Annotated in this window: 16 protein-coding genes; 6 read left to right on the forward strand and 10 right to left on the reverse strand. The window is 71.6% G+C overall.

Features of this window, described 5'->3' with window-relative positions:
• Position 1: 1 nt before the first annotated feature.
• The 4 genes from ACFVHV_RS07670 to tgmA all read right to left on the reverse strand — a co-directional run bounded on the left by ACFVHV_RS07670 (position 2) and on the right by tgmA (position 3100).
• Positions 2-394, reverse strand: coding sequence for a hypothetical protein (locus tag ACFVHV_RS07670; protein ID WP_380349588.1), 393 nt, complete (start codon positions 392-394; stop codon positions 2-4).
• 338 nt (positions 395-732) lie between these two features.
• Positions 733-1869 (reverse strand): ATP-grasp peptide maturase system methyltransferase, encoded by a 1137-nt coding sequence (gene tgmC / locus ACFVHV_RS07675; RefSeq protein WP_380349591.1) that lies wholly within the window; start codon positions 1867-1869, stop codon positions 733-735.
• Complete coding sequence (gene tgmB, locus ACFVHV_RS07680) at positions 1866-2825, reverse strand: ATP-grasp ribosomal peptide maturase (protein ID WP_359898756.1); 960 nt, start codon at positions 2823-2825, stop codon at positions 1866-1868. Before tgmB ends, tgmC begins: the two co-directional genes overlap by 4 nt.
• 11 nt (positions 2826-2836) lie before the next feature.
• A complete protein-coding gene (gene tgmA / locus ACFVHV_RS07685) occupies positions 2837-3100 on the reverse strand; it encodes a putative ATP-grasp-modified RiPP (RefSeq protein ID WP_359898754.1) in 264 nt (87 codons plus the stop codon).
• 119 nt (positions 3101-3219) lie between these two features.
• Here tgmA and ACFVHV_RS07690 point away from each other — a divergent pair, with 119 nt between their 5' ends.
• Together ACFVHV_RS07690 and ACFVHV_RS07695 are read left to right on the forward strand one after the other, a co-directional pair.
• Complete coding sequence (locus tag ACFVHV_RS07690) at positions 3220-4344, forward strand: helix-turn-helix domain-containing protein (RefSeq protein WP_380349763.1); 1125 nt, start codon at positions 3220-3222, stop codon at positions 4342-4344.
• A gap of 13 nt (positions 4345-4357) precedes the next feature.
• The gene (locus ACFVHV_RS07695) at positions 4358-4939 is read left to right on the forward strand and encodes an HD domain-containing protein (RefSeq protein WP_359898752.1); all 582 of its coding nucleotides are present in this window, start codon (positions 4358-4360) and stop codon (positions 4937-4939) included.
• A 435-nt stretch (positions 4940-5374) separates the two neighbouring features.
• Here ACFVHV_RS07695 and meaB read toward each other — a convergent pair whose 3' ends face one another.
• The 3 genes from meaB to mutA are packed head-to-tail and all read right to left on the reverse strand — an operon-like array spanning position 5375 to position 10482.
• Positions 5375-6361: a methylmalonyl Co-A mutase-associated GTPase MeaB gene (gene meaB, locus ACFVHV_RS07700; protein ID WP_380349596.1), complete on the reverse strand. Its 987-nt coding sequence runs from the start codon at positions 6359-6361 to the stop codon at positions 5375-5377.
• A 12-nt stretch (positions 6362-6373) separates the two neighbouring features.
• Positions 6374-8587 carry a methylmalonyl-CoA mutase gene (gene scpA, locus ACFVHV_RS07705; RefSeq protein ID WP_380349599.1) on the reverse strand — a complete coding sequence of 738 codons (2214 nt, stop codon included), beginning with the start codon at positions 8585-8587 and terminating at the stop codon, positions 6374-6376.
• Positions 8584-10482, reverse strand: coding sequence for a methylmalonyl-CoA mutase small subunit (gene mutA / locus ACFVHV_RS07710; RefSeq protein ID WP_380349602.1), 1899 nt, complete (start codon positions 10480-10482; stop codon positions 8584-8586). Before mutA ends, scpA begins: the two co-directional genes overlap by 4 nt.
• 504 nt (positions 10483-10986) lie before the next feature.
• Here mutA and ACFVHV_RS07715 point away from each other — a divergent pair.
• Positions 10987-12072, forward strand: a complete 1086-nt coding sequence (locus ACFVHV_RS07715; RefSeq protein WP_359898744.1) for an NlpC/P60 family protein — start codon at positions 10987-10989, stop codon at positions 12070-12072.
• 155 nt (positions 12073-12227) lie between these two features.
• Here the strand turns inward: ACFVHV_RS07715 and ACFVHV_RS07720 are convergent, their stop codons facing one another.
• The gene (locus ACFVHV_RS07720; protein WP_380349606.1) at positions 12228-12758 is read right to left on the reverse strand and encodes a MarR family winged helix-turn-helix transcriptional regulator; all 531 of its coding nucleotides are present in this window, start codon (positions 12756-12758) and stop codon (positions 12228-12230) included.
• 55 nt (positions 12759-12813) lie between these two features.
• On the opposite strand from ACFVHV_RS07720, the gene ACFVHV_RS07725 reads away from it, so the two are divergent.
• From ACFVHV_RS07725 to ACFVHV_RS07735, 3 genes are all read left to right on the forward strand, one after another.
• Positions 12814-13890, forward strand: coding sequence for an ABC transporter substrate-binding protein (locus tag ACFVHV_RS07725; protein ID WP_380349609.1), 1077 nt, complete (start codon positions 12814-12816; stop codon positions 13888-13890).
• Between the two features lie 116 nt (positions 13891-14006).
• A complete protein-coding gene (locus ACFVHV_RS07730; protein ID WP_380349612.1) occupies positions 14007-15476 on the forward strand; it encodes an APC family permease in 1470 nt (489 codons plus the stop codon).
• Complete coding sequence (locus ACFVHV_RS07735) at positions 15473-16492, forward strand: acetamidase/formamidase family protein (RefSeq protein WP_380349615.1); 1020 nt, start codon at positions 15473-15475, stop codon at positions 16490-16492. The genes ACFVHV_RS07730 and ACFVHV_RS07735 overlap by 4 nt, the downstream gene beginning before the upstream one ends.
• Positions 16493-16716: 224 nt before the next feature.
• Here ACFVHV_RS07735 and ACFVHV_RS07740 read toward each other — a convergent pair whose 3' ends face one another.
• The gene (locus ACFVHV_RS07740; RefSeq protein WP_380349618.1) at positions 16717-17685 is read right to left on the reverse strand and encodes a M56 family metallopeptidase; all 969 of its coding nucleotides are present in this window, start codon (positions 17683-17685) and stop codon (positions 16717-16719) included.
• Positions 17682-18053, reverse strand: a complete 372-nt coding sequence (locus tag ACFVHV_RS07745) for a BlaI/MecI/CopY family transcriptional regulator (protein ID WP_359898734.1) — start codon at positions 18051-18053, stop codon at positions 17682-17684. The genes ACFVHV_RS07740 and ACFVHV_RS07745 overlap by 4 nt, the downstream gene beginning before the upstream one ends.
• Between the last annotated feature and the right edge of the window lie 140 nt (positions 18054-18193).

The following is an 18193-nucleotide window of genomic DNA, read 5'->3' on the forward strand; positions in this document are numbered from 1 at the left end:
ATCACTCCAGTGCTGAGGCACGCTCATCCAGGTCCTTGACGCCGCCTCCCACACGGGGCTGCGGATCGTTCCTTGCTTCTTGAGGCGGGCGACGAGCTTCACCCGCAGACCCTCGGAGGTCATGTGCGTCCCCGGATCCTCCAGCGTCGGAACGTTGGAGGAGTACGTCTTGGTGCCGCCAGGCCAGTCGCAGGAGCGTCGCGCCGGCGGGCTGCATCGGCTCGGAGCAGGCGAGGCGATCCGCCTGATCCGCGGTGAAGGGAATGCCGGTTGAGCGTCCCGTGGCGACTTCCAGCCCGATTCGGTGGCCTTCGTCGTTGGTGGAGAGGATCCGCTGGAACATCTCGTCGAACAGCTCGGCGTCGAAGACGGCCACGGTGAGCATGTCGGTCACGTAGGTCAGCGGATCCATTCCGAGGCCCAGTCAGAACACGTGAAAGGCTGTCCTCGCGCGCAGCACCGAGTCTCTTGTGGAGCGGCCAAGAGCCGTAGTCGATGGGTGCCTTGCCACTCCCGTCCAGGAGGGCATCCGGCGCGTCCAGCTGCCACTGCAGCCGGACGCGCTCACGGGGTACTGGTTGCTCCGGAATCCAGTGCCGGCGGGCGAGCAGAGGGGGCCGGGAGCAAGCGGCCGGATGGGCTCTCGACCAGGATCCGCGTGGTTGACGCGAAGCGGTGATTGTTGAGGAGGGCCCGAACCTGTTGGCACTGTTCGGCTGTCGTCGACTCACCTTAGTGCTGAGGCTCGTTCGTCCAGCTGATCGTCTGTGCTTGCGGAGTCACGGTGATTTCGAAGCACTCCAGCGGTGGTGCGCCGTCGGTGTACCACTGCGAGAGGTACTTCTCGATGTCGTCCCACAGCCGGTCCGGGCCGCCCTGACGGACCATCCAGCCGCCCGTCGCCGGGGAGAGCACCGCCCACGATCCGGCTCCGACATCGATCAGGAGGTATTCGTCCAGGCCGTCGCGGTGCAGCATGAGCTTCTGAGCCCGGGGCGCGGCGATCTGGGCGACGAAGCGAGCCGTCCAGTCGTCCAGGGCCTCCGGCCCGTACGTGGCGTCCCGGGCAACACCCGAGTCCAGGTCCGGCAACAGCCCGAGGGGCGGCGGCTGGTGGGGCCGGGCGAACATGAAGGAGACCTCGCCCCCGAGGAACCGGCCGACAGCCGTCCCGTCCTCCTGGACCGTGAGCCGGGCCAGCTCCGAGGAGTGCATCCAGCCACCCACGGTGGCCAGGATCACGCCGCCAGGCTTGGTCTGCTCGATCCACTGCGTCGGGATGGTGTGTACCTCGCACGTCGCGATCAAGCGGTCGTACGGCGCATCGGCCGGGTGGCCTACGAGTCCATCGCCGACGACGAGGTTCGGCCAGTAGCCGAGCCCTCCGAGAGCCGCGCCGGCCCGCCCGGAGACGTCCGGGTCGACTTCGATGGAGGTCACCTGCTCGTCACCGAGGAGGTGCGTCAGTAGGGCGGTGGAGTAGCCAGTCCCGGTGCCGATTTCCAGGACTGACACGCCTTCCGACACCTGGAGGTCCTGAAGCATGCGGACCACGAGGCCCGGCATGGTGGAGGAGGACGTGGGCGCTTGCAGAAGGCGTCCGTCCAACTGGAACGGAAAGATCACACCGCTGAGTTGAGTCACCAGGCTGTCGTCCTCGTATACGCGCCGGATCAGTCCCGGCTCGTCGGTGAGCGAGGCGGACCGGTACCACCCGCCATCGTCGTGCTCGAACCACCCGCCCGCGAGGAACGCTTCACGTGGGACGGCCAGCATCGCCGCCTCCCATTCGGGGCTACGGATCACCCCCTCCTCCTTGAGCTGGGCGACGAGCTTCGCCCTCAGACCCTCGGACGGCACGTCGATCATGCGGCCTCTCCGTTCTCCAGAAGGTCGGCAATCGCGGTCGTGATCGGCAGCTGGGCCGCATGCTCAAGCCATGCCCACTGGCCATTGGGGTTGCATTCCAGGAACCACCACTCGCCATCGGCGGTCACCGCGAAGTCGAACGCGCCGAACTTCAGGCCGAATTCGCGGAGGAAGAGCAGCAGAGCCGACCGGACCGATTCAGGGCACTCAACCGCCTCGTAGGTGAGGTGACGGTACGCGCTGCGCCAGTCCACCACGCCCTCCGGGGCCCTGATCAGCGAGCAGAACACCCGATCGCCCACGACCACCGCCCTGACGTCGGAGACCTTGGCCACCTGCTCCTGGAACAAGTGGGTACAGCCGGTCACCCGGTTGTCGATGTCCACCGGGTCGACCACTGCTGCCCAGATACCCGCAGATTCACCGCCGACATGGTAGGGGCCGGCATGGAGGGGCTTGTAGATCGTAGGCCGACCGGATGCGAACGACCTCGCCGTGACTGGATCATTGGTGATCAAGGTTTCGGGCACGGGTAGCCCGAACCGTGCTGCGACGGTAAGTTGTTCGGGCTTGTACTCGGCTCGGGCGATGGCCTGTGGATGGCTCAGGTAGAGGCATTCAGGCAGTGCCGCGAGCACGCCGCCCAGGCCTCGGCGCGTTTCGTTCGCCGCGAAGCGGTCGGCCTGATCTTCGGTGCCGGGAAGATGAAGATGAGGACTCGGCCGGCGGTGGTAGAGCGCGCGCACCCTGCCGAGTTCGGCCGCTCGGTCGCCGGCGCGTAGCGTCCCCGTCAGCCCGCCGGCGCCGAATCGAGCCGCGAGGGTGGCGATTCCGGGGAGGTCCTTCCCGGGGTCCAGCCGCAGAACGGGCACCCGGCGCCGGTTCAGCTCCGCGATGACGAGATCGGCTGTCGGGTCCTCGTGCTCGGTGGAAACGAGCACCGGGTGTCCGTTCATGGTCCTGCCTCTCAGTCCTGCGAAGCGTCGTGGCCGGAGTCGCCGTCCACCTTGCCGTCCTTGCCCTGCTGGGTCGGCGGGTAGGTGTTCACGGACGTGCCGTGCTTACCGAGTTCGGCAGGGGTCATGCTCCCGTCCTCGCCGAACCACCGGCCGGTCTGGGTCTCCGGGTCCAGGCCCGCGTACTGCCACCGCGACGGCTCGCCGTTTCGCAAGGGCATCATGCGCCCGAAGCCCCAGGGGGCGATGGGTAGGAGATCGGTAATGATGCTCAACTTTCCTCCTGTGTATTGTCGTTGGGAGGATTTGCCGCTCTGGCATGCAAGACGCTACAGAGTCGAGATCAGGCCGTGAAGTGACCGCCGGTACGGGTAGCCGGCGCGAATTCCCGAAGTTGGGGGCTTTCATGAGGTCGACCCCAGGTGCATCCCTGACTGGCGGTCAGGGAAGGCCTCTGTGCTCGCGCGCGGTCAGCATCGCTGGGTACGTCTTCCGGGTGATACGAGAGCAGCTCGGCTTTACCCAGGAGGAGTTCGCAGTGAATCTGACGGTCTCGGCAGACACGATCGCGGGGTGGGAGAGTGGGCGACGTCCGCTCACGGCCGTGCCTGTCGGTCAGGTGCTCATGCTTGGCCGTCGGCTTCTGCGCATGGGCACGGCACCCGTGCTCATCCAGACATTGGAGCGGGCGTTCGAGGCCGACATGCTCCTGGCCGACATGCTCACGGAGGAGACGTATGCTCGGGAGAGTCTGATCGGATCAGTGGTGATGCGACGGGACCTTGTCGAGATCCTGGCATGGCCTCTCAGTGGGTTGGCGCCGAAGGCAATTCACTCGCTTCCGAAGCCGCCACGTGCACGAAGGGGGCCGGTGCCGGTCGGGCCGGAACTCTCCGCAGAGGACCGCGCGCGGTTCTTCACGAACATCCGGCGTACCGCTGCCGAAGCTCGGGGAGCGGACCAATTCCTCGTCCGGCGCCAAGCGCTCTACCTTGCGGGGTACGACGATCGAACCGACACACGGGAGTGGGTCGCTCAGCAGCAGCTAAACGAGCAACCTGGCGACTGGCTGGCCCGCTGGCTCAACGCTCGCTCCGTAGCCATGGTGTCCGCTCGCCACGGGGACCGGGACCGCATCAACCACTTCATCGACACAGCCCTCGCCGATGAAGCCGGCGCGATCGCGAACCTCAACTACTGGGCGTACTGGATCGGCGAAGTCGCGTACCTCGAACTCTCCGACGACTTCATCGGTGCGCCGAAGCCGGGCCCATGGTCGGGTGACAAGCTCCTGGCACACCTTGCCGAGGGCCTCGCACCTCAGCATGGATACGTGGAGCTCAACGTCCACACCGTTTGGTCCCTGCTCCAGGTTCGACCGAACCTGCTGCGCTTCGGAACCGCGGCTAACGCCCTTCGCGAGCGGCTGCCCATGATGTTGGATAGCCAGGAGGTCTCGCGACGCGGGCGACGAGAACTCGAAAGCATTCACTATGCGATCCGCCTTGCCGAGGCGTGAGAGGAGCCGGACAGTGACGGAGGACCTGAACGCGGTGGCGAGGTTCCTGTTCGAAGCCGGGACGCTCAAGCAGACCAAGCGCACAGGCTGGTGGATGGCCGGTGTCCGCGACCCCGAGTCGGTCGCCGAGCACTCCTGGCGGACCGCCCTGATCGCCTCGGTCATCGCCAAGCTCGAAGGCGCCGATCCGGCGCAGGCCGCGTTCCTGGCGGTCTGGCACGATTCCCAGGAAGCGCGCACCGGGGACGTCAACCACCTGGGCAAGAAGTACGCGCCGAGTGCGGATCCGGTGGCGGTGACGGCCGACCAAGTCGATGGAATGCCGGACGTCCTGGCCTCGACCATTCGGGATCTCGTCGCGGAGTACGAGTCGAAGGAGTCGTTGGAGGCGGTCTGTGCCCGGGACGCGGACAAGCTGGAGTGCATGATCCAGGGTGTCGAGTACAAGGCGCAGGGTTATGCGAACGCGCAGCGATGGATCGACAACAGCCGTGGCCGGCTCACCACGAAGACCGCGAATGATCTCGCCGATGCCATCCTGGCTACTGATTCCCTGGACTGGCTGCGGGCCGTTCTTGGCGAGAAGCCGATGTGACACGGTTAGCAGCAGGGTCCCTCCGGCCAGACGATCTCGACCAGCACGCCACGACTCCGGGCGAGGGCGACGACGTCTGCCGTCTCGCCCTGGCCGCGAGCCGGCAGGCCGTCCCAGACGGCAAGGAGCTTGTGGACGTGGTGTACGCCACGGCGTGGGGGATCCATGTCGGACCTTCCGATCGACATCAGATCGGACGGCACGCCATGGCTGTGTCCCGTCCCGTCACTGGAACCGAAGCCGGTCTCCTCGGGCGTCACCGGGCGCCTGAGTCGACGTGAGCAGGCCTCCCGGACGACCTCCTGCACCTCGGCCCGGGGATCGTGCCGGAGGCCCAGTAGGAGATCGCGGACTTGTCGTTCGAGTACTCCGCACCGACGAAGCGCCGTGTCCCACGCGGGGGTGGGGCACGGCGCTCGGCCTCCGAGCTCTGGGTCAGCCGAAGAAGGCGTCCAGGATCTGTTGGGCGGCCAATCCGGCGGGCAGCGTGCCGGCGCGGACCTGGGTTTCCAACTCGGGGGTCAGGCGCCGCACTTCGGGGTTCTCGTGGAGGCGGGCGTAGAGCTGGTCGTGCACCATGGACCAGGTCCACTCGACCTGCTGGTCGCGGCGCTTGGCGGCCAGCGCGCCTGTGGCATCGAGGACCTTGCGGTGCTGCTGCAGTCGCTCCCACAGCATGTCCAGCCCCGCGCCGTCGCGGCCGCTGCAGGTCAGCACGGGCGGGGTCCACGCCGCGTCCGCGGGCTGCAACAGCCTTAGCGCGCCCGCGAGTTCGCGAGCGGCCGCCTTCGCGTCGCGCTCGTGCGGGCCGTCGGCCTTGTTGACGGCGATGACGTCCGCCAGCTCCAGCACGCCCTTCTTGATGCCCTGGAGCTGGTCGCCGGTCCGTGCCAGGCTGAGCAGCAGGAAGGTGTCGACCATCCCCGCCACCGCCGTCTCGGACTGTCCGACGCCCACCGTCTCGATGAGGACGACGTCGTAGCCCGCCGCCTCCATCACCACCATGGACTCCCGGGTGGCCTTGGCGACCCCGCCGAGCGTCCCCGAGGTCGGGGACGGCCGGACGAACGCGGCGGGGTCGACGGCGAGGCGCTCCATCCGGGTCTTGTCGCCGAGGATGGAGCCGCCCGTCCGGCTGGACGTCGGGTCGACGGCGAGGACCGCGACCCGGTGGCCCTGGCCCGTGAGCATGGTGCCGAAGGAGTCGATGAAGGTCGACTTGCCGACACCGGGCACCCCGGTGATGCCCACCCGGACGGCGCCGCCCGCGTGCGGCAGCAGCCGCTGGAGCAGCTGCTGCGCGAGCACGCGGTGGTCGGGCCGGGAGGACTCGACGAGGGTGACGGCGCGCGCGATCCAGGCGCGCGAGCCGTCCAGGACACCCGTCACGTAGCTGTCGAGGTCGATCGTCCGCGGAGGCATGGGATCAGGCGGTCACAGCTCGTGGCCGAGATCGGCCGCCAGGGACTTCAGCAGGTCGTACGCCGCGTCCGGGATGACCGTTCCCGGCGGGAAGACCGCCGCCGCGCCGGCCTCGTACAGGGCGTCGAAGTCCTGCGGCGGGATGACTCCGCCCACCACGATGGTGATGTCCTCCCGTCCCGCCGCGGCGAGTTCGGCGCGCAGCGCGGGCACCAGGGTCAGGTGCCCGGCGGCCAGCGACGACACGCCGACGATGTGGACGTCCGCCTCGACGGCCTGGCGGGCGACCTCGGCCGGGGTCTGGAACAGCGGGCCGACGTCCACCGTGAAGCCGAGGTCGGCGAAGGCGGTGGCGATCACCTTCTGGCCGCGGTCGTGGCCGTCCTGGCCCATCTTGGCGACCAGGATGCGCGGTCGTCGGCCCTCGGCCTGCTCGAACCGCTCGACCAGGTCGCGGGTGCGCTGGAGGGAGGCCGACGGGCCCGCTTCGTCTCGGTACACACCCGAGATGGTACGGATCTGGCCGGAGTGGCGGCCGTACACCTTCTCCAGGGCGTCCGAGATCTCGCCGACGGTGGCCTTGGCGCGGGCCGCGTTGACGGCCAGGTGCAGCAGGTTGCCGTCCAGCGAGCCGCCGCGCTGCGGACCGGCCTCGGCGGCCGCCGTCAGCGCGCGCAGCGCGTCCTGGCACGCGGTCTCGTCGCGCTCCTCGCGCAGCCGGCGCAGCTTCTCGATCTGGCGGGCGCGCACCGAGGAGTTGTCGACCTTGAGCACGTCGATCTGCTCGTCGTTCTCCACCCGGTACTTGTTGACGCCGATCACCGGCTGGCGGCCGGAGTCGATCCGCGCCTGGGTGCGGGCGGCGGCCTCCTCGACGCGCAGCTTGGGGATGCCCGCGTCGATGGCCTTGGCCATGCCGCCGGCGGCCTCGACCTCCTGGATGTGCTCCCAGGCTCTCGCGGCGAGGTCGTGGGTCAGCTTCTCGACGTACGCGGAGCCGCCCCACGGGTCGATCACCCGGCAGGTGCCCGACTCCTGCTGGAGCAGCAGCTGGGTGTTGCGGGCGATGCGGGCGGAGAAGTCGGTGGGCAGCGCGAGTGCCTCGTCCAGGGCGTTGGTGTGCAGCGACTGGGTGTGGCCCTGGGTCGCCGCCATCGCCTCCACGCAGGTGCGGGTGACGTTGTTGAAAACATCCTGGGCGGTGAGCGACCAGCCCGAGGTCTGCGAATGGGTGCGCAGTGAAAGGGACTTGGGGTTCTTCGGGTCGAACTGCTTGACCAGCTTGGCCCACAGCAGCCGGGCCGCGCGGAGCTTGGCGACCTCCATGAAGAAGTTCATGCCGATCGCCCAGAAGAACGACAGCCGCGGCGCGAAGGCGTCCACGTCCAGGCCCACGTCCAGGCCCGCGCGCAGGTACTCCACGCCGTCGGCGAGGGTGTAGGCGAGCTCCAGGTCGGCCGTCGCACCGGCCTCCTGGATGTGGTAGCCGGAGATGGAGATCGAGTTGTACCGGGGCATCTTCTGCGAGGTGTACGCGAAGATGTCCGAGATGATCCGCATCGACGGCTGCGGCGGGTAGATGTAGGTGTTGCGGACCATGAACTCCTTGAGGATGTCGTTCTGGATGGTCCCCGCGAGCTTCTCGGGCGGTACGCCCTGCTCCTCGGCCGCGACGATGTACAGCGCGAGGACCGGCAGCACGGCGCCGTTCATGGTCATCGACACGGACATCTTGTCCAGCGGGATGCCGTCGAACAGCTGGCGCATGTCGTAGATCGAGTCGATGGCGACGCCCGCCATGCCGACGTCGCCGGTGACGCGCGGGTGGTCGCTGTCGTAGCCGCGGTGGGTCGGCAGGTCGAAGGCGACCGACAGGCCCTTCTGGCCGGCCGCGAGGTTGCGGCGGTAGAAGGCGTTGGACTCCTCGGCGGTGGAGAAGCCCGCGTACTGGCGGACGGTCCAGGGCTGGTTGACGTACATGGTCGGGTAGGGCCCGCGCAGGTACGGGGCGATGCCCGGGTAGGTCTCCAGGAAGTCCAGGCCGGCCAGGTCGGCGCCGGTGTACAGCGGCTTGACGCCGATGCCCTCGGGGGTGTCCCAGAGCAGCTCGTCGACGTCCTTGCCGGTGGACTGCCGCCAGGCGGCCTGCCACTGGTCGTCACTGACGGCGCCGTCGGCGGTGCCCGCGCCGCCGTCCAGCCCGATTCCGGTGAAGTCGGGGATCATCGGGCCGCCACCTTGGTCTCGTCGGTGCCGTCCGCACCGGTGATCTGGTCGAGGAGGGAGGTCAGGACGGCAATCGCGTCGCCCCCCGCGAAGATGAACTCGTCCACTCCGGAGGGGAGTTCGCCGAGCCGTCCGGCGAGCAGCACCCGCCTGGCGCCGGCCGCCTTGAGCGCCTCGGCCACGGGCGAGGCGTGCTCGGCGTACAGCGCGTCGCTGGAGCAGAGGCAGGCGACGGTGGCGCCGGAGGCCCGGAACGCCTCGGCGAAGGCCGCCGGGTCGACGGACTCGGCCGAGGCCGTCGCGATGCCGCCCGCCTGGAACAGGTTGGCGGCGAAGGTGGTGCGCGCGGTGTGCGCGGAGGCGTTGCCGATCGAGGCGAGGAAGAGGGCCGGGCGGGCGCCGTCGACGGCGACCCGGGCGTCCGAGCGGTCCCGCAGCGCCTCGTAGGCCTCGGCGCGGCGCACTCGCGGCAGCCCGCCGCCGGGCGCGGCCGGGGCCGGTTCGCGGACCAGCGGCTGCTCGTCCAGGTGCGGGAACTCGCTGACGCCGGTGATCGGTTCGCGCCGCTTGGCGAGCCGCACGGACCGCTCCGCCCAGGTCGCGGCGATCCGCTCGCCGATGAGGCCGGACTCCAGGGCGGCGCGCAGGCCGCCGGCCCGCTCGATCTCCTGGAACCAGGCCCAGGCGGCCCGCGCGAGCTCATCGGTCAGCTGCTCGACGTACCAGGAGCCGCCGGACGGGTCGATCACCCGGGCCAGGTGGGACTCCTCCAGCAGGATCGCCTGGGTGTTGCGGGCGATCCGGCGGGCGAAGGCGTCCGGCAGGCCGAGCGCGCTGTCGAAGGGCAGCACGGTGACGGAGTCGGCGCCGCCGACCCCGGCGGCCAGGCAGGCGATGGTGGTGCGCAGCATGTTCACCCACGGGTCGCGGGCGGTCATCATCACCAGGGAGGTGACGGCGTGCTGACGCTGAGCCGAGGCCGCCGCGCCGGCCCCCGAGACCTCGGCGACCCGGGCCCAGAGGCGGCGCGCGGCACGGAACTTGGCGATGCCGAGGAACTGGTCGCCGTCCGCGGCGTAGCGGAACTCCAGCTGGCCGAGCGCGTCGTCGACGGAGAGTCCGGCGGCGGTCAGCGCGCGCAGGTAGGCGACGCCGGTGGCCAGGGAGCAGCCCAGCTCCTGGGCGGGGGAGGCGCCGGCCTCGTGGTACGGGAGGGCGTCCACGGTGAGCGCGCGCAGGCCGGGGTACCCGGCGGCGCAGCGGGCGGCCAGCGTCGTGGCCTCGGCGAGCAGCGTCCCGGTGCGGGCGCTCTGACCGGTGCGGGCCTGGAGGCCGAGCGGGTCGGCGCCGAGGTTGCCGGCGGCGGCGCCGGGGGAGACCTCGCGCTCCTCGTACAGCCGGAACAACTGCTCGGCGGCGTCGGTGAATTCGGGTCCGGCGTCGAGCGCTACGGCAGCCAGGTCCAGGTACACCCCGGTCAGTGCCTCGGGCAGGGCGTCCACCGGGAGGCCCGCGCCGCCGAGTTCCAGCCAGAGCGAGCTCACGCCGTGCTCCAGGTCGGCCAGCACGGCGTCGTTGGTGCGCCGGCGGTCCGGGTCGGCGTGCCGCTGGCGGACGTCCCACCCGGCCACGGCGGAGCCCTGCGGCCGGCTGCCGCGCACGAACGGCGGGAAGCCCGGGTAGCCCGGGGCGGCGGCGGTGTCCTCGGCGGTGTACAGCGGGTGGGCGCTCAGCCCGTCCTGGAGCCGGGTGGTGAGCGCCTGCTCGGCGGCGGGGCCGTCCTCGGGCTCGGCACCGGACTTGCGCAGCACGCCCTGGACGAGCTGCTGCCACTGCTCACGGTGCGCGGCCGGGAACTCGGCTGCGAGGGGGAGCCCTTCGGGCGGGACCTTCATGTGCGCAGGTTAGCGCCCGTTCGCAGGCCCGCAGGAGGGGGATTCCGTGTGACCTTTCCCTCGGTCGGGCCGATCTCGGGCACTCGCCGCGACGGGGAGTGTCATGGGGTGTCGGCGCAGGTGACACCAGGGGCGGGAGGGGGTGTCGTGACGGGTGGCAACCGGGGGGCGACCGGGGAGGCGGAGGGGCGGGGAGGGGTGGCGGCGACGGTCGGTGGCCGCGGCGGGCGGGGCGGTCCCGGGCCGTCGCCGGCGAGCGGCGGCGTCCGAGGTCAACGCCGATGGCACGGAACGCGATCGATGTCCCGTCATGCCGTCAAATCGTCATGATCAGGGGGATTGCGGAACCCGGGCCCTCATCTATTAAGTTACTTCGAAGAAGGTGGGCGGGGCAGCACCCCCCCGTTGCTCGCCCTGCCCGCCTTCGCTGTCCCCGGTCCCGGCCGAGCCGTCCCCCGCCCCGTCCGGACCGTCCCCAGATTCCCCCGAAGGAGGGCGACCGTCATGGGAAAGCGTCGCAAGCCCAACCCGCCGAGCCGGGCCCGCATGGCGGTCCTCACCACGGCCATGGCGGCCGGCGGCGCGGTCCTCGCCTCCGGCACCGCCCACGCCGAGCCGACCCCGAGCCTCGCCTCCGTCAAGGAACAGGTCGACCAGCTCAACGAGGACGCCGAGCAGGCGATCGAGAAGTTCAACGGCTTCCAGGAGAAGCAGCAGAAGCTCCAGGGCGAGGCCAACCTGATCCAGGAGAAGGTCGCCCGCGGCCAGGAGGCGATGAACGAGCTGCGGACCCGGCTCGGCGCGGTCGCCGCCGACCAGTACCGCAGCAACGGCATAGACGCGTCGGTCCAGTTGATGCTCGACTCCGACCCGTCCGCCTACCTGGAGCGCGCCGCGGTGCAGAGCCAGGTCTCCGAATCCCAGGCGAACCTGCTCAAGCAGGCCCAGGACGAGCAGCGCAAGCTCGACCAGGACCGCGCCGAGGCCACCGCCACCCTGGCCGCGCTCGACTCGGTCGGCACGCAGCTGGCGGAGCAGAAGAAGGACATCCAGGGCAAGCTGGCCCAGGCCCAGGCGATGCTGAACAAGCTCAGCGCCGAGGACCGCGCCAAGATCAACGCCCAGCAGAACGCCGAGAAGGCCAAGGCCGAGGCCCAGCAGGCCGCCACCGCGGCCGCCAAGGACCGCGCCTCCCGCTCCGCCGACCGCCCGGACATGAACGCCCCGGTGCCGGCGGCCAGCGGCCGGGCCGCGACCATCATCGCCTTCGCCCAGGCACAGCTCGGCAAGCCCTACGGCTGGAGCATGACCGGCCCCAACAGCTTCGACTGCTCCGGCCTCACCGGCGCCGCCTACCGCGCGGCGGGCGTCAAGCTCTCCCGGATCTCCCAGGACCAGTGGAACGACGGCCCGCACGTCGACCGGGCCAACCTCCAGCCCGGCGACCTGGTCTTCTTCTACGACGACATCCACCACGTCGGCCTGTACATCGGCGACGGCAAGATGATCCACGCCCCGCGCACGGGCAAGAACATCGAGGTCCTGCCGATCTCCGCGATGCCGTACAAGGGCGCCGTCCGCCCGGCCTGACCGCGCGCCACCACCGGCCCGTTCCCGCTTCGGCGGGGGCGGGCCGTCGTCGTTGCGCGGGCATCGGTCCTCGGGTTCAAGGGGTCGTCGTGGCCGCGCCGGTCGGGGACGGGCCGCCGCCGTCGTGGCGGTGTGCCGGTCGGGGGACGAGCCGGTCAGAGCGCGGCGAGCCGCTGCAGCAGGTGCGCCGGGTCGGTGAGGCCGCAGGTCCGGCGGACGGCGGCGTCGTGGGCGTCGGCGAGGGCGTCGAGGCGGGTCAGCCGGGTGCGGCCCTGGCGGGAGAGGTGGGCGGTGATCCGGCGGCGGTCCTGGTCGTCCTGGCGCCGGTAGACCCAGCCGGAGTCGCACAGCGAGTCCACCAGCCGGCTCAGGCTCGCCTGCGGGATCAGCAGGGCCTGGGCCAGCTCTCCCATCGCGTGTCCCCGGCCGTCCGCGAGGGCGCGCAGCAGCCGCCACTGGTCGACGGTGCAGTCCTCCTCGGCCAGGGCGGCGGCGAGGCCGCCAGAGAGCCGGCGGTGGGCCAGTGTCACCAGCTCGACCAGCAGCGGCTCGGGGGCGGCGGGACGGTCGCCCGAGGACTCACTCGTGGACGCGCCCGCGGACTCACCCGGGGACCGGTTCGCGGCCGGGCCGACGGGATCGCCGGGACGGGCGTCGATCCCCGGCGCGGCACCAGCTGCGGTCATCGGACGCTCCCTCTCCGGCCTTTCCCGATATCGGCGGTACGACGATACTCGCACCGTGAGCGTCGAGGTGAGCTTGATCGATCCGCTCGACGCGCTGCACTCGGTACGGGAGCGGGCGGCGCTTCGAGTGGGTCTCGTCGTGCCGCAGTCCGGCCCGCTCGGTCTCACCGGCCCGTCCGCGCTGGACGGGGCGCTGCTCGCCGCGCACGAGGTCAACGCGGCCGGCGGTGTCCGGGGCCGCCCGCTGGAGCTGGTGCTGGTGGACGGCGGCGGAGCGCCGGGCCGGGTCGCCGGCGAGGTGCGGCGGCTGCTGGACGCCGGGGCGCTGGACGCGCTCGCCGGGTGCCACACCAGCGATGTGCACCGGGCGGTGGAGAGCGTCGCCGCGGGCCGCACCGCGTACGTCTTCACCCCGCCGCACGAGGGCGGCTCCCGGCTGCCCGGCGTGCTCTGCACCGGCATCGACCCGTACCGTCAACTCGGCTCCGCAGTGCAAGAAGTGACTGTTCGTCACAGGATCCGCCGCTGGGCGCTGATCGGCAACGACTACATCTGGCCGCGCGCCGTCCACCGGGCCGCCGAGGGTCTCGCGGCGCGGGCCGGTGCCCGGGTGGTGCTGGAGCGGCGGGTCCCGTTCGGGGCGGTCGAGGAGAAGCTCGACCCGCTGCTGGACGCGCTGCGCGCCGCCCGCGCGGACGCCCTGCTGCTCAGCCTGATCGGGCGCGACCTGGTGCACTTCAACCGGGCGCTGCGGCGCAGCGGGCTGGACCGCACGCTGGTGCGGCTCTCCGGCGCCCTGGAGGAGAACGGCCTGCTCGCGCTCGGCGGCGACGACACCGGGACGCTCTACGCCGCGATGCCCTCCTTCGCGACGCTGGCGGAGGAGTGCCGGCAGAGCCTCGCCGAGCGGCACCGGGCGCTGTGCGGCCCGTGGGCGCCGGTCCTGGACGCCTACGCGGTGGGGCTGTACGAGGGTCTGCACCTGCTCGCCGACCTGGCGGCCCGCGGGGCGCTGGCCCCGGACGGTCTGCTGGCGGCGGCCGGCCGGCTGCTGCGCCGCGAGGGTGCGGGCCGGGCGCGGATCCACCTCGCCCGGGCCGAGGGCCTCGGCTTCGCGGTGCTGCCGCACTGACTGCGGGTGCCTCCTTCCCGTCAGGTGGAATGCCGCGGCAAAACCCTTCCATCTGGAAATAGTTGCCTCTACAGTCTCCCCACACACCCGCAGGGTCGTCACGGAGAGAGAGCACCATGGCCGACACACCCGCGCCCCAGGGCATCGAGAGCTACGGCTACCAGCAGGAACTGCGCCGTTCGCTCGGCTTCACCGACCTGCTCGTCTACGGGCTGGTGTTCATGGTGCCGATCGCACCGTTCGGCATCTTCGGCGGCGTCTTCCAGGGCTCCGGCGGCATGGTCGCCCTGGCCTACGTCCTCGGCATGGTGGCGATGATGTTCACCGCCCTGTCGTACGCCCAGATGTCCCGGGCCTTCCCGATGGCCGGCTCGGTGTACACCTACGCGGGCCGCGGCATCGCCGCCCCGGTCGGCTTCCTGTCCGGCTGGATGATCCTGCTCGACTACGTGCTGGTGCCCGGACTGCTCTACCTGATCGCCGGCGTGGCCATGAACTCGCTGGTGCCGTCCGTCCCGGTCTGGCTCTGGCTGATCGGCTTCGTGCTGCTCAACACCGTGGTCAACTACCTCGGCATCGAGACCACCAACCGGGTCAACAAGGCGATGCTGATCGGCGAACTCGTCGTGCTGGCCCTGTTCGTGGTGGTCGGGGTCATCGCCCTGGCCAACGGCAAGGGCCGGGGCTTCGACTTCACCCCGCTGTACGACCCGCACACCTTCTCGTGGAGCCTGGCCTTCGGGGCGGTCTCGATCGCGGTGCTCAGCTTCCTGGGCTTCGACGGCATCTCCACCCTCTCGGAGGAGAACCGCGACTCCGCCAAGGCCATCGGCCGGTCCATGGTCGCCGCACTGCTGCTCGCGGGCACACTGTTCATCGTGCAGACCTGGGTCGCCTCGCTGCTGGTCGCCGACCCCGACGCGCTGATCCGGGACGGCGACCCGAACGGCACCGCCTTCTACGACGCGGCCCGCACCGCCGCCGGCGGCTGGCTCGCCACGCTGACCGCCGCCTCCACCGCCGTGGCCTGGGGCTTCGCCAACTCGCTGGTCGCCCAGGCGGCCACCTCCCGGCTGCTGTACGCGATGGCCCGCGACCGCCAACTGCCCGCCTTCCTGGCCCGGATCCACCCCACCCGCCGGGTGCCCGTCAACGCGACCCTGCTGACCGCCGGGATCTCGCTGGTGCTCGGCCTCTTCATGGCCTCGCGCGAGGACGGCATCACCCTGCTCAGCACCCTGGTCAACTTCGGGGCGCTGACCACCTTCCTGGTCCTGCACGTCGCCGTGGTCGTCCACTACCTCGTCCGCAGGCGCAGCAAGGACTACTGGCGGCACCTGATCGCCCCGGCGCTCGGCTTCGCGATCCTCGCGTACGTGGTCGTCAACGCCAACATCGCGGCCCAGCGGCTCGGCTTCGTCTGGCTGCTCGTCGGCGGGATCGTGCTCGCCGGGCTGACGGCGACCGGGCGCAAGCCCCGGCTGGCCGTCGCCGAGGCCGAGTCCGCCACCGACGATTCCGCCTCCGACGGTGCTGCCGCCACCGCCGCCGCCCCGAACGCCGCCACCGCCAAGGAGAAGAAGTGAGCCTGCCCGAGATCGTCCGGCTGAACCCGACCCCGGAGGACTACGCCTACACCTTCGGCGGCCGCGCCCCGCTGGCCACCGTCCGGCCCGGCACCGTCATCGAGCTGACCACCGAGGACTGCTTCGGCGGCAAGGTGCGCGGCACCGGCGACCTGCCCAGCCAGGTGTGCGTCTTCCCCTACCTCAACCCGGTCACCGGCCCGATCGCGGTGGCCGGCGCCGAGCCCGGGGACGTCCTCGCGGTGCACTTCGTGGAGATCACCCCGGCCCGGGAGTACGGCATCTCCAGCACCTTCCCGCACTTCGGCGCGCTGACCGCGACCCACTCCACCGCGATGCTCCACCCGCCCCTGGAGGAACGGGTCTGGGTCTACGACCTGGACGTCAAGTCGGGCGTCTGCCGGTTCCGGGCCCGCACCGGCGACTTCACGGTGGACCTGCCGCTCGACCCGATGCACGGCACGGTCGGCGTCGCCCCGGCGGCCGGCGAGGTGCTGGCCTCCATCACCCCGGGCGCGCACGGCGGCAACCTGGACACCCCCGAGATGCGGGCCGGCACCACCGCCTACTTCCGGGTCAACGCCGAGGGCGGCCTGCTCGCCATCGGCGACGGCCACGCCCGTCAGGGCGAGGGCGAGGTCTGCGGCACGGCGGTGGAGGCGGCGATGCGCACCACCGTGATCGTCGACCTGATCAAGGGCGGCGGCCCGGCCTGGCCCCGGCTGGAGAACGACGACTTCCTGATCAGCACCGGCTCGGCCCGTCCACTGGAGGACGCGTTCCGGATCAGCCAGCACGACCTGGTCGGCTGGACCGGCGAACTGCTCGGCCTCGACCGGCTCGACGCCTACCAGCTGGTCAGTCAGGCCGGGCTGGCTCCGGCGGCGAACGTCTGCGACACCAACTACACGATGGTCGCCAAGCTGCCGAAGAACCTGCTCGGCCGGGCCCGCGCCTACGACGGGTTGCACGACCGCCTGCGCGACACCGCCGGGGCGTACCTGCGGCACCGGTAGCGGCGCCCCGCCGGTCCGGGCCCGCGGAACCGGACGCATCGGCGCGGACGTACTGGTCCGGACGTACCGGTCCGGACGTGCGGGCCCGGACGCACGACTCCGACCCGCGGGTTCGCCCGCGCGGGTCAAAGTCCCGGCAAATCCCACGGACCCCCACCCCGCCCCCACCCGGGGCCCGTCGGCACCCCCACGCCGACGGGCCCGCGGGGGAGCCCCGGGATGTCTCAGGGGTGCGGCGCGCAGACCAGCAGGTACGGGAGCAGCGGCAGCACCGACACCCCGAACCGCCAGACCGGCCGGCGCCGTCCGCTCCCCGGCCGGGCCAGCCGCCGGACCCGGGCGAGCACCCCGGTGGACGCCACCCCCAGGGCCCCGCCGGCCCCGTTCCCGTTCCCGTTCCCGGCCCCGGCCCCGCCGGCCCCGGCGGCCGGATCCGGGCCGCTGGTCGCCAACGCGCAGAGGGCGGACGCCAGTTCGTCGCGCGAAGCCCGCTCCAGCGCCGCGTCGTCCGCCGCCATCTCCAGCAGCAGCGCCACCTCGGAGCGCCCCAGCCGGGCCAGCGGCAGCGGCCCGAGCAGCAGTGCGAAGGTGTCGGCCGGCAGCCGGAACAGGTGGTGGCGGCCGCGGATGTGCCCGTGCTCGTGCGCGACGGCCGCCGCGAGCTGCCGCTCGTCCAGCAGCCGCAACGCCCCGCGCGACAGCACCACCCGGGAGCGGCGCCCGGGCAGGCAGTAGACGGTCGGTCGGCCGTGCTCCAGCACCAGCGCGTCCCAGCGCCGGTCCGGTACGCCGACCACGTCCAGTACCGCCCGATGCCGTCGCCGGTCCCGTCCGGTGCGCAGACCGACGGCCGTCACCAGCGCGGCGAACAGGGCCGCGCCGACGGTGAGCAGCCACCAGTCGTGGGTGTGCGGCAGACCCGGCCCGGCGGGTTCGCCGTGCGGGGGGTGCCCGAACAGGCCGAGCAGGTCGAGCAACCCGAGCAGCCCGAGCAGTCCGGCCGGCCGGTGGGCGAAGGGCTCCACCGCGTGGTGCGCGGTGAGCAGCAGGGCCACCGTGAACGAGGCCATCAGGGCGAGCCAGAGCGCCGCGCCCGCCGCCGGACGGGCCTGGAGCCGGACGGAGCCGGCCAGCCGGCGGGGCAGCAGGACGCCGGTCACCAGCAGGTGGAGGCAGAGCACCGCGAGGGTCACTCAGGGCCCCGGGACTTCACCTGTTCGAGGGCGGCGAGCAGGGCCGAGGCCTCGTCCCCGCTGATCCGGTCGACGAAGTGGAGCAGTGCGCCCGCCCGGTCGGGGGTGGTCTCCAGCGCCTGGTGCATCAGCCGGGCGGTGTACTCCTCGCGGGTGCAGGTGGGTTCGTACACCCAGGCGCGGCCGACCTTGTCGCGGCGCAGCCAGCCCTTGGTGTGCAGGATGTCCGCGACCGTGGTGACGGTGGTGTACGCGACCGCCCGTTCCCGCTGGAGGTCGTCCACCACCTCGCGCACCGTGGCGGGCCGGCCCCAGGACCAGAACCGGTCCATGATCTCGGCCTCCAGATCGCCGAAGCCCCGTAGCACCGCCCTCTTCTCCCTCGCCGAGCCGACCACCGGCGCCTTTCGCCCGCCGGAACGCGGCCCATGGTACGGCGAGCGCCGGGGGGGCGCGCCCGCCCGGGCCGTCCCGATCGCCGCGCCCGCCCGCGACCGGGCGCGGGAGG

It is taken from the genome of Kitasatospora sp. NPDC127116 (assembly GCF_042677365.1).
Taxonomy (GTDB): Bacteria; Actinomycetota; Actinomycetes; order Streptomycetales; family Streptomycetaceae; genus Kitasatospora; species Kitasatospora lactacystinica.

What these genes read in the sequence shown, in the direction of transcription:
- tgmC (WP_380349591.1), bottom strand. Translation starts at nt 1,869, where the DNA reads ATGATCGACGTGCCGTCCGAGGGTCTGAGGGCGAAGCTCGTCGCCCAG.
- tgmB (WP_359898756.1), bottom strand. Translation starts at nt 2,825, where the DNA reads ATGAACGGACACCCGGTGCTCGTTTCCACCGAGCACGAGGACCCGACA.
- meaB (WP_380349596.1), bottom strand. Translation starts at nt 6,361, where the DNA reads ATGCCTCCGCGGACGATCGACCTCGACAGCTACGTGACGGGTGTCCTG.
- scpA (WP_380349599.1), bottom strand. Translation starts at nt 8,587, where the DNA reads ATGATCCCCGACTTCACCGGAATCGGGCTGGACGGCGGCGCGGGCACC.
- mutA (WP_380349602.1), bottom strand. Translation starts at nt 10,482, where the DNA reads ATGAAGGTCCCGCCCGAAGGGCTCCCCCTCGCAGCCGAGTTCCCGGCC.
- ACFVHV_RS07715 (WP_359898744.1), top strand. Translation starts at nt 10,987, where the DNA reads ATGGGAAAGCGTCGCAAGCCCAACCCGCCGAGCCGGGCCCGCATGGCG.
- ACFVHV_RS07720 (WP_380349606.1), bottom strand. Translation starts at nt 12,758, where the DNA reads ATGACCGCAGCTGGTGCCGCGCCGGGGATCGACGCCCGTCCCGGCGAT.
- ACFVHV_RS07730 (WP_380349612.1), top strand. Translation starts at nt 14,007, where the DNA reads ATGGCCGACACACCCGCGCCCCAGGGCATCGAGAGCTACGGCTACCAG.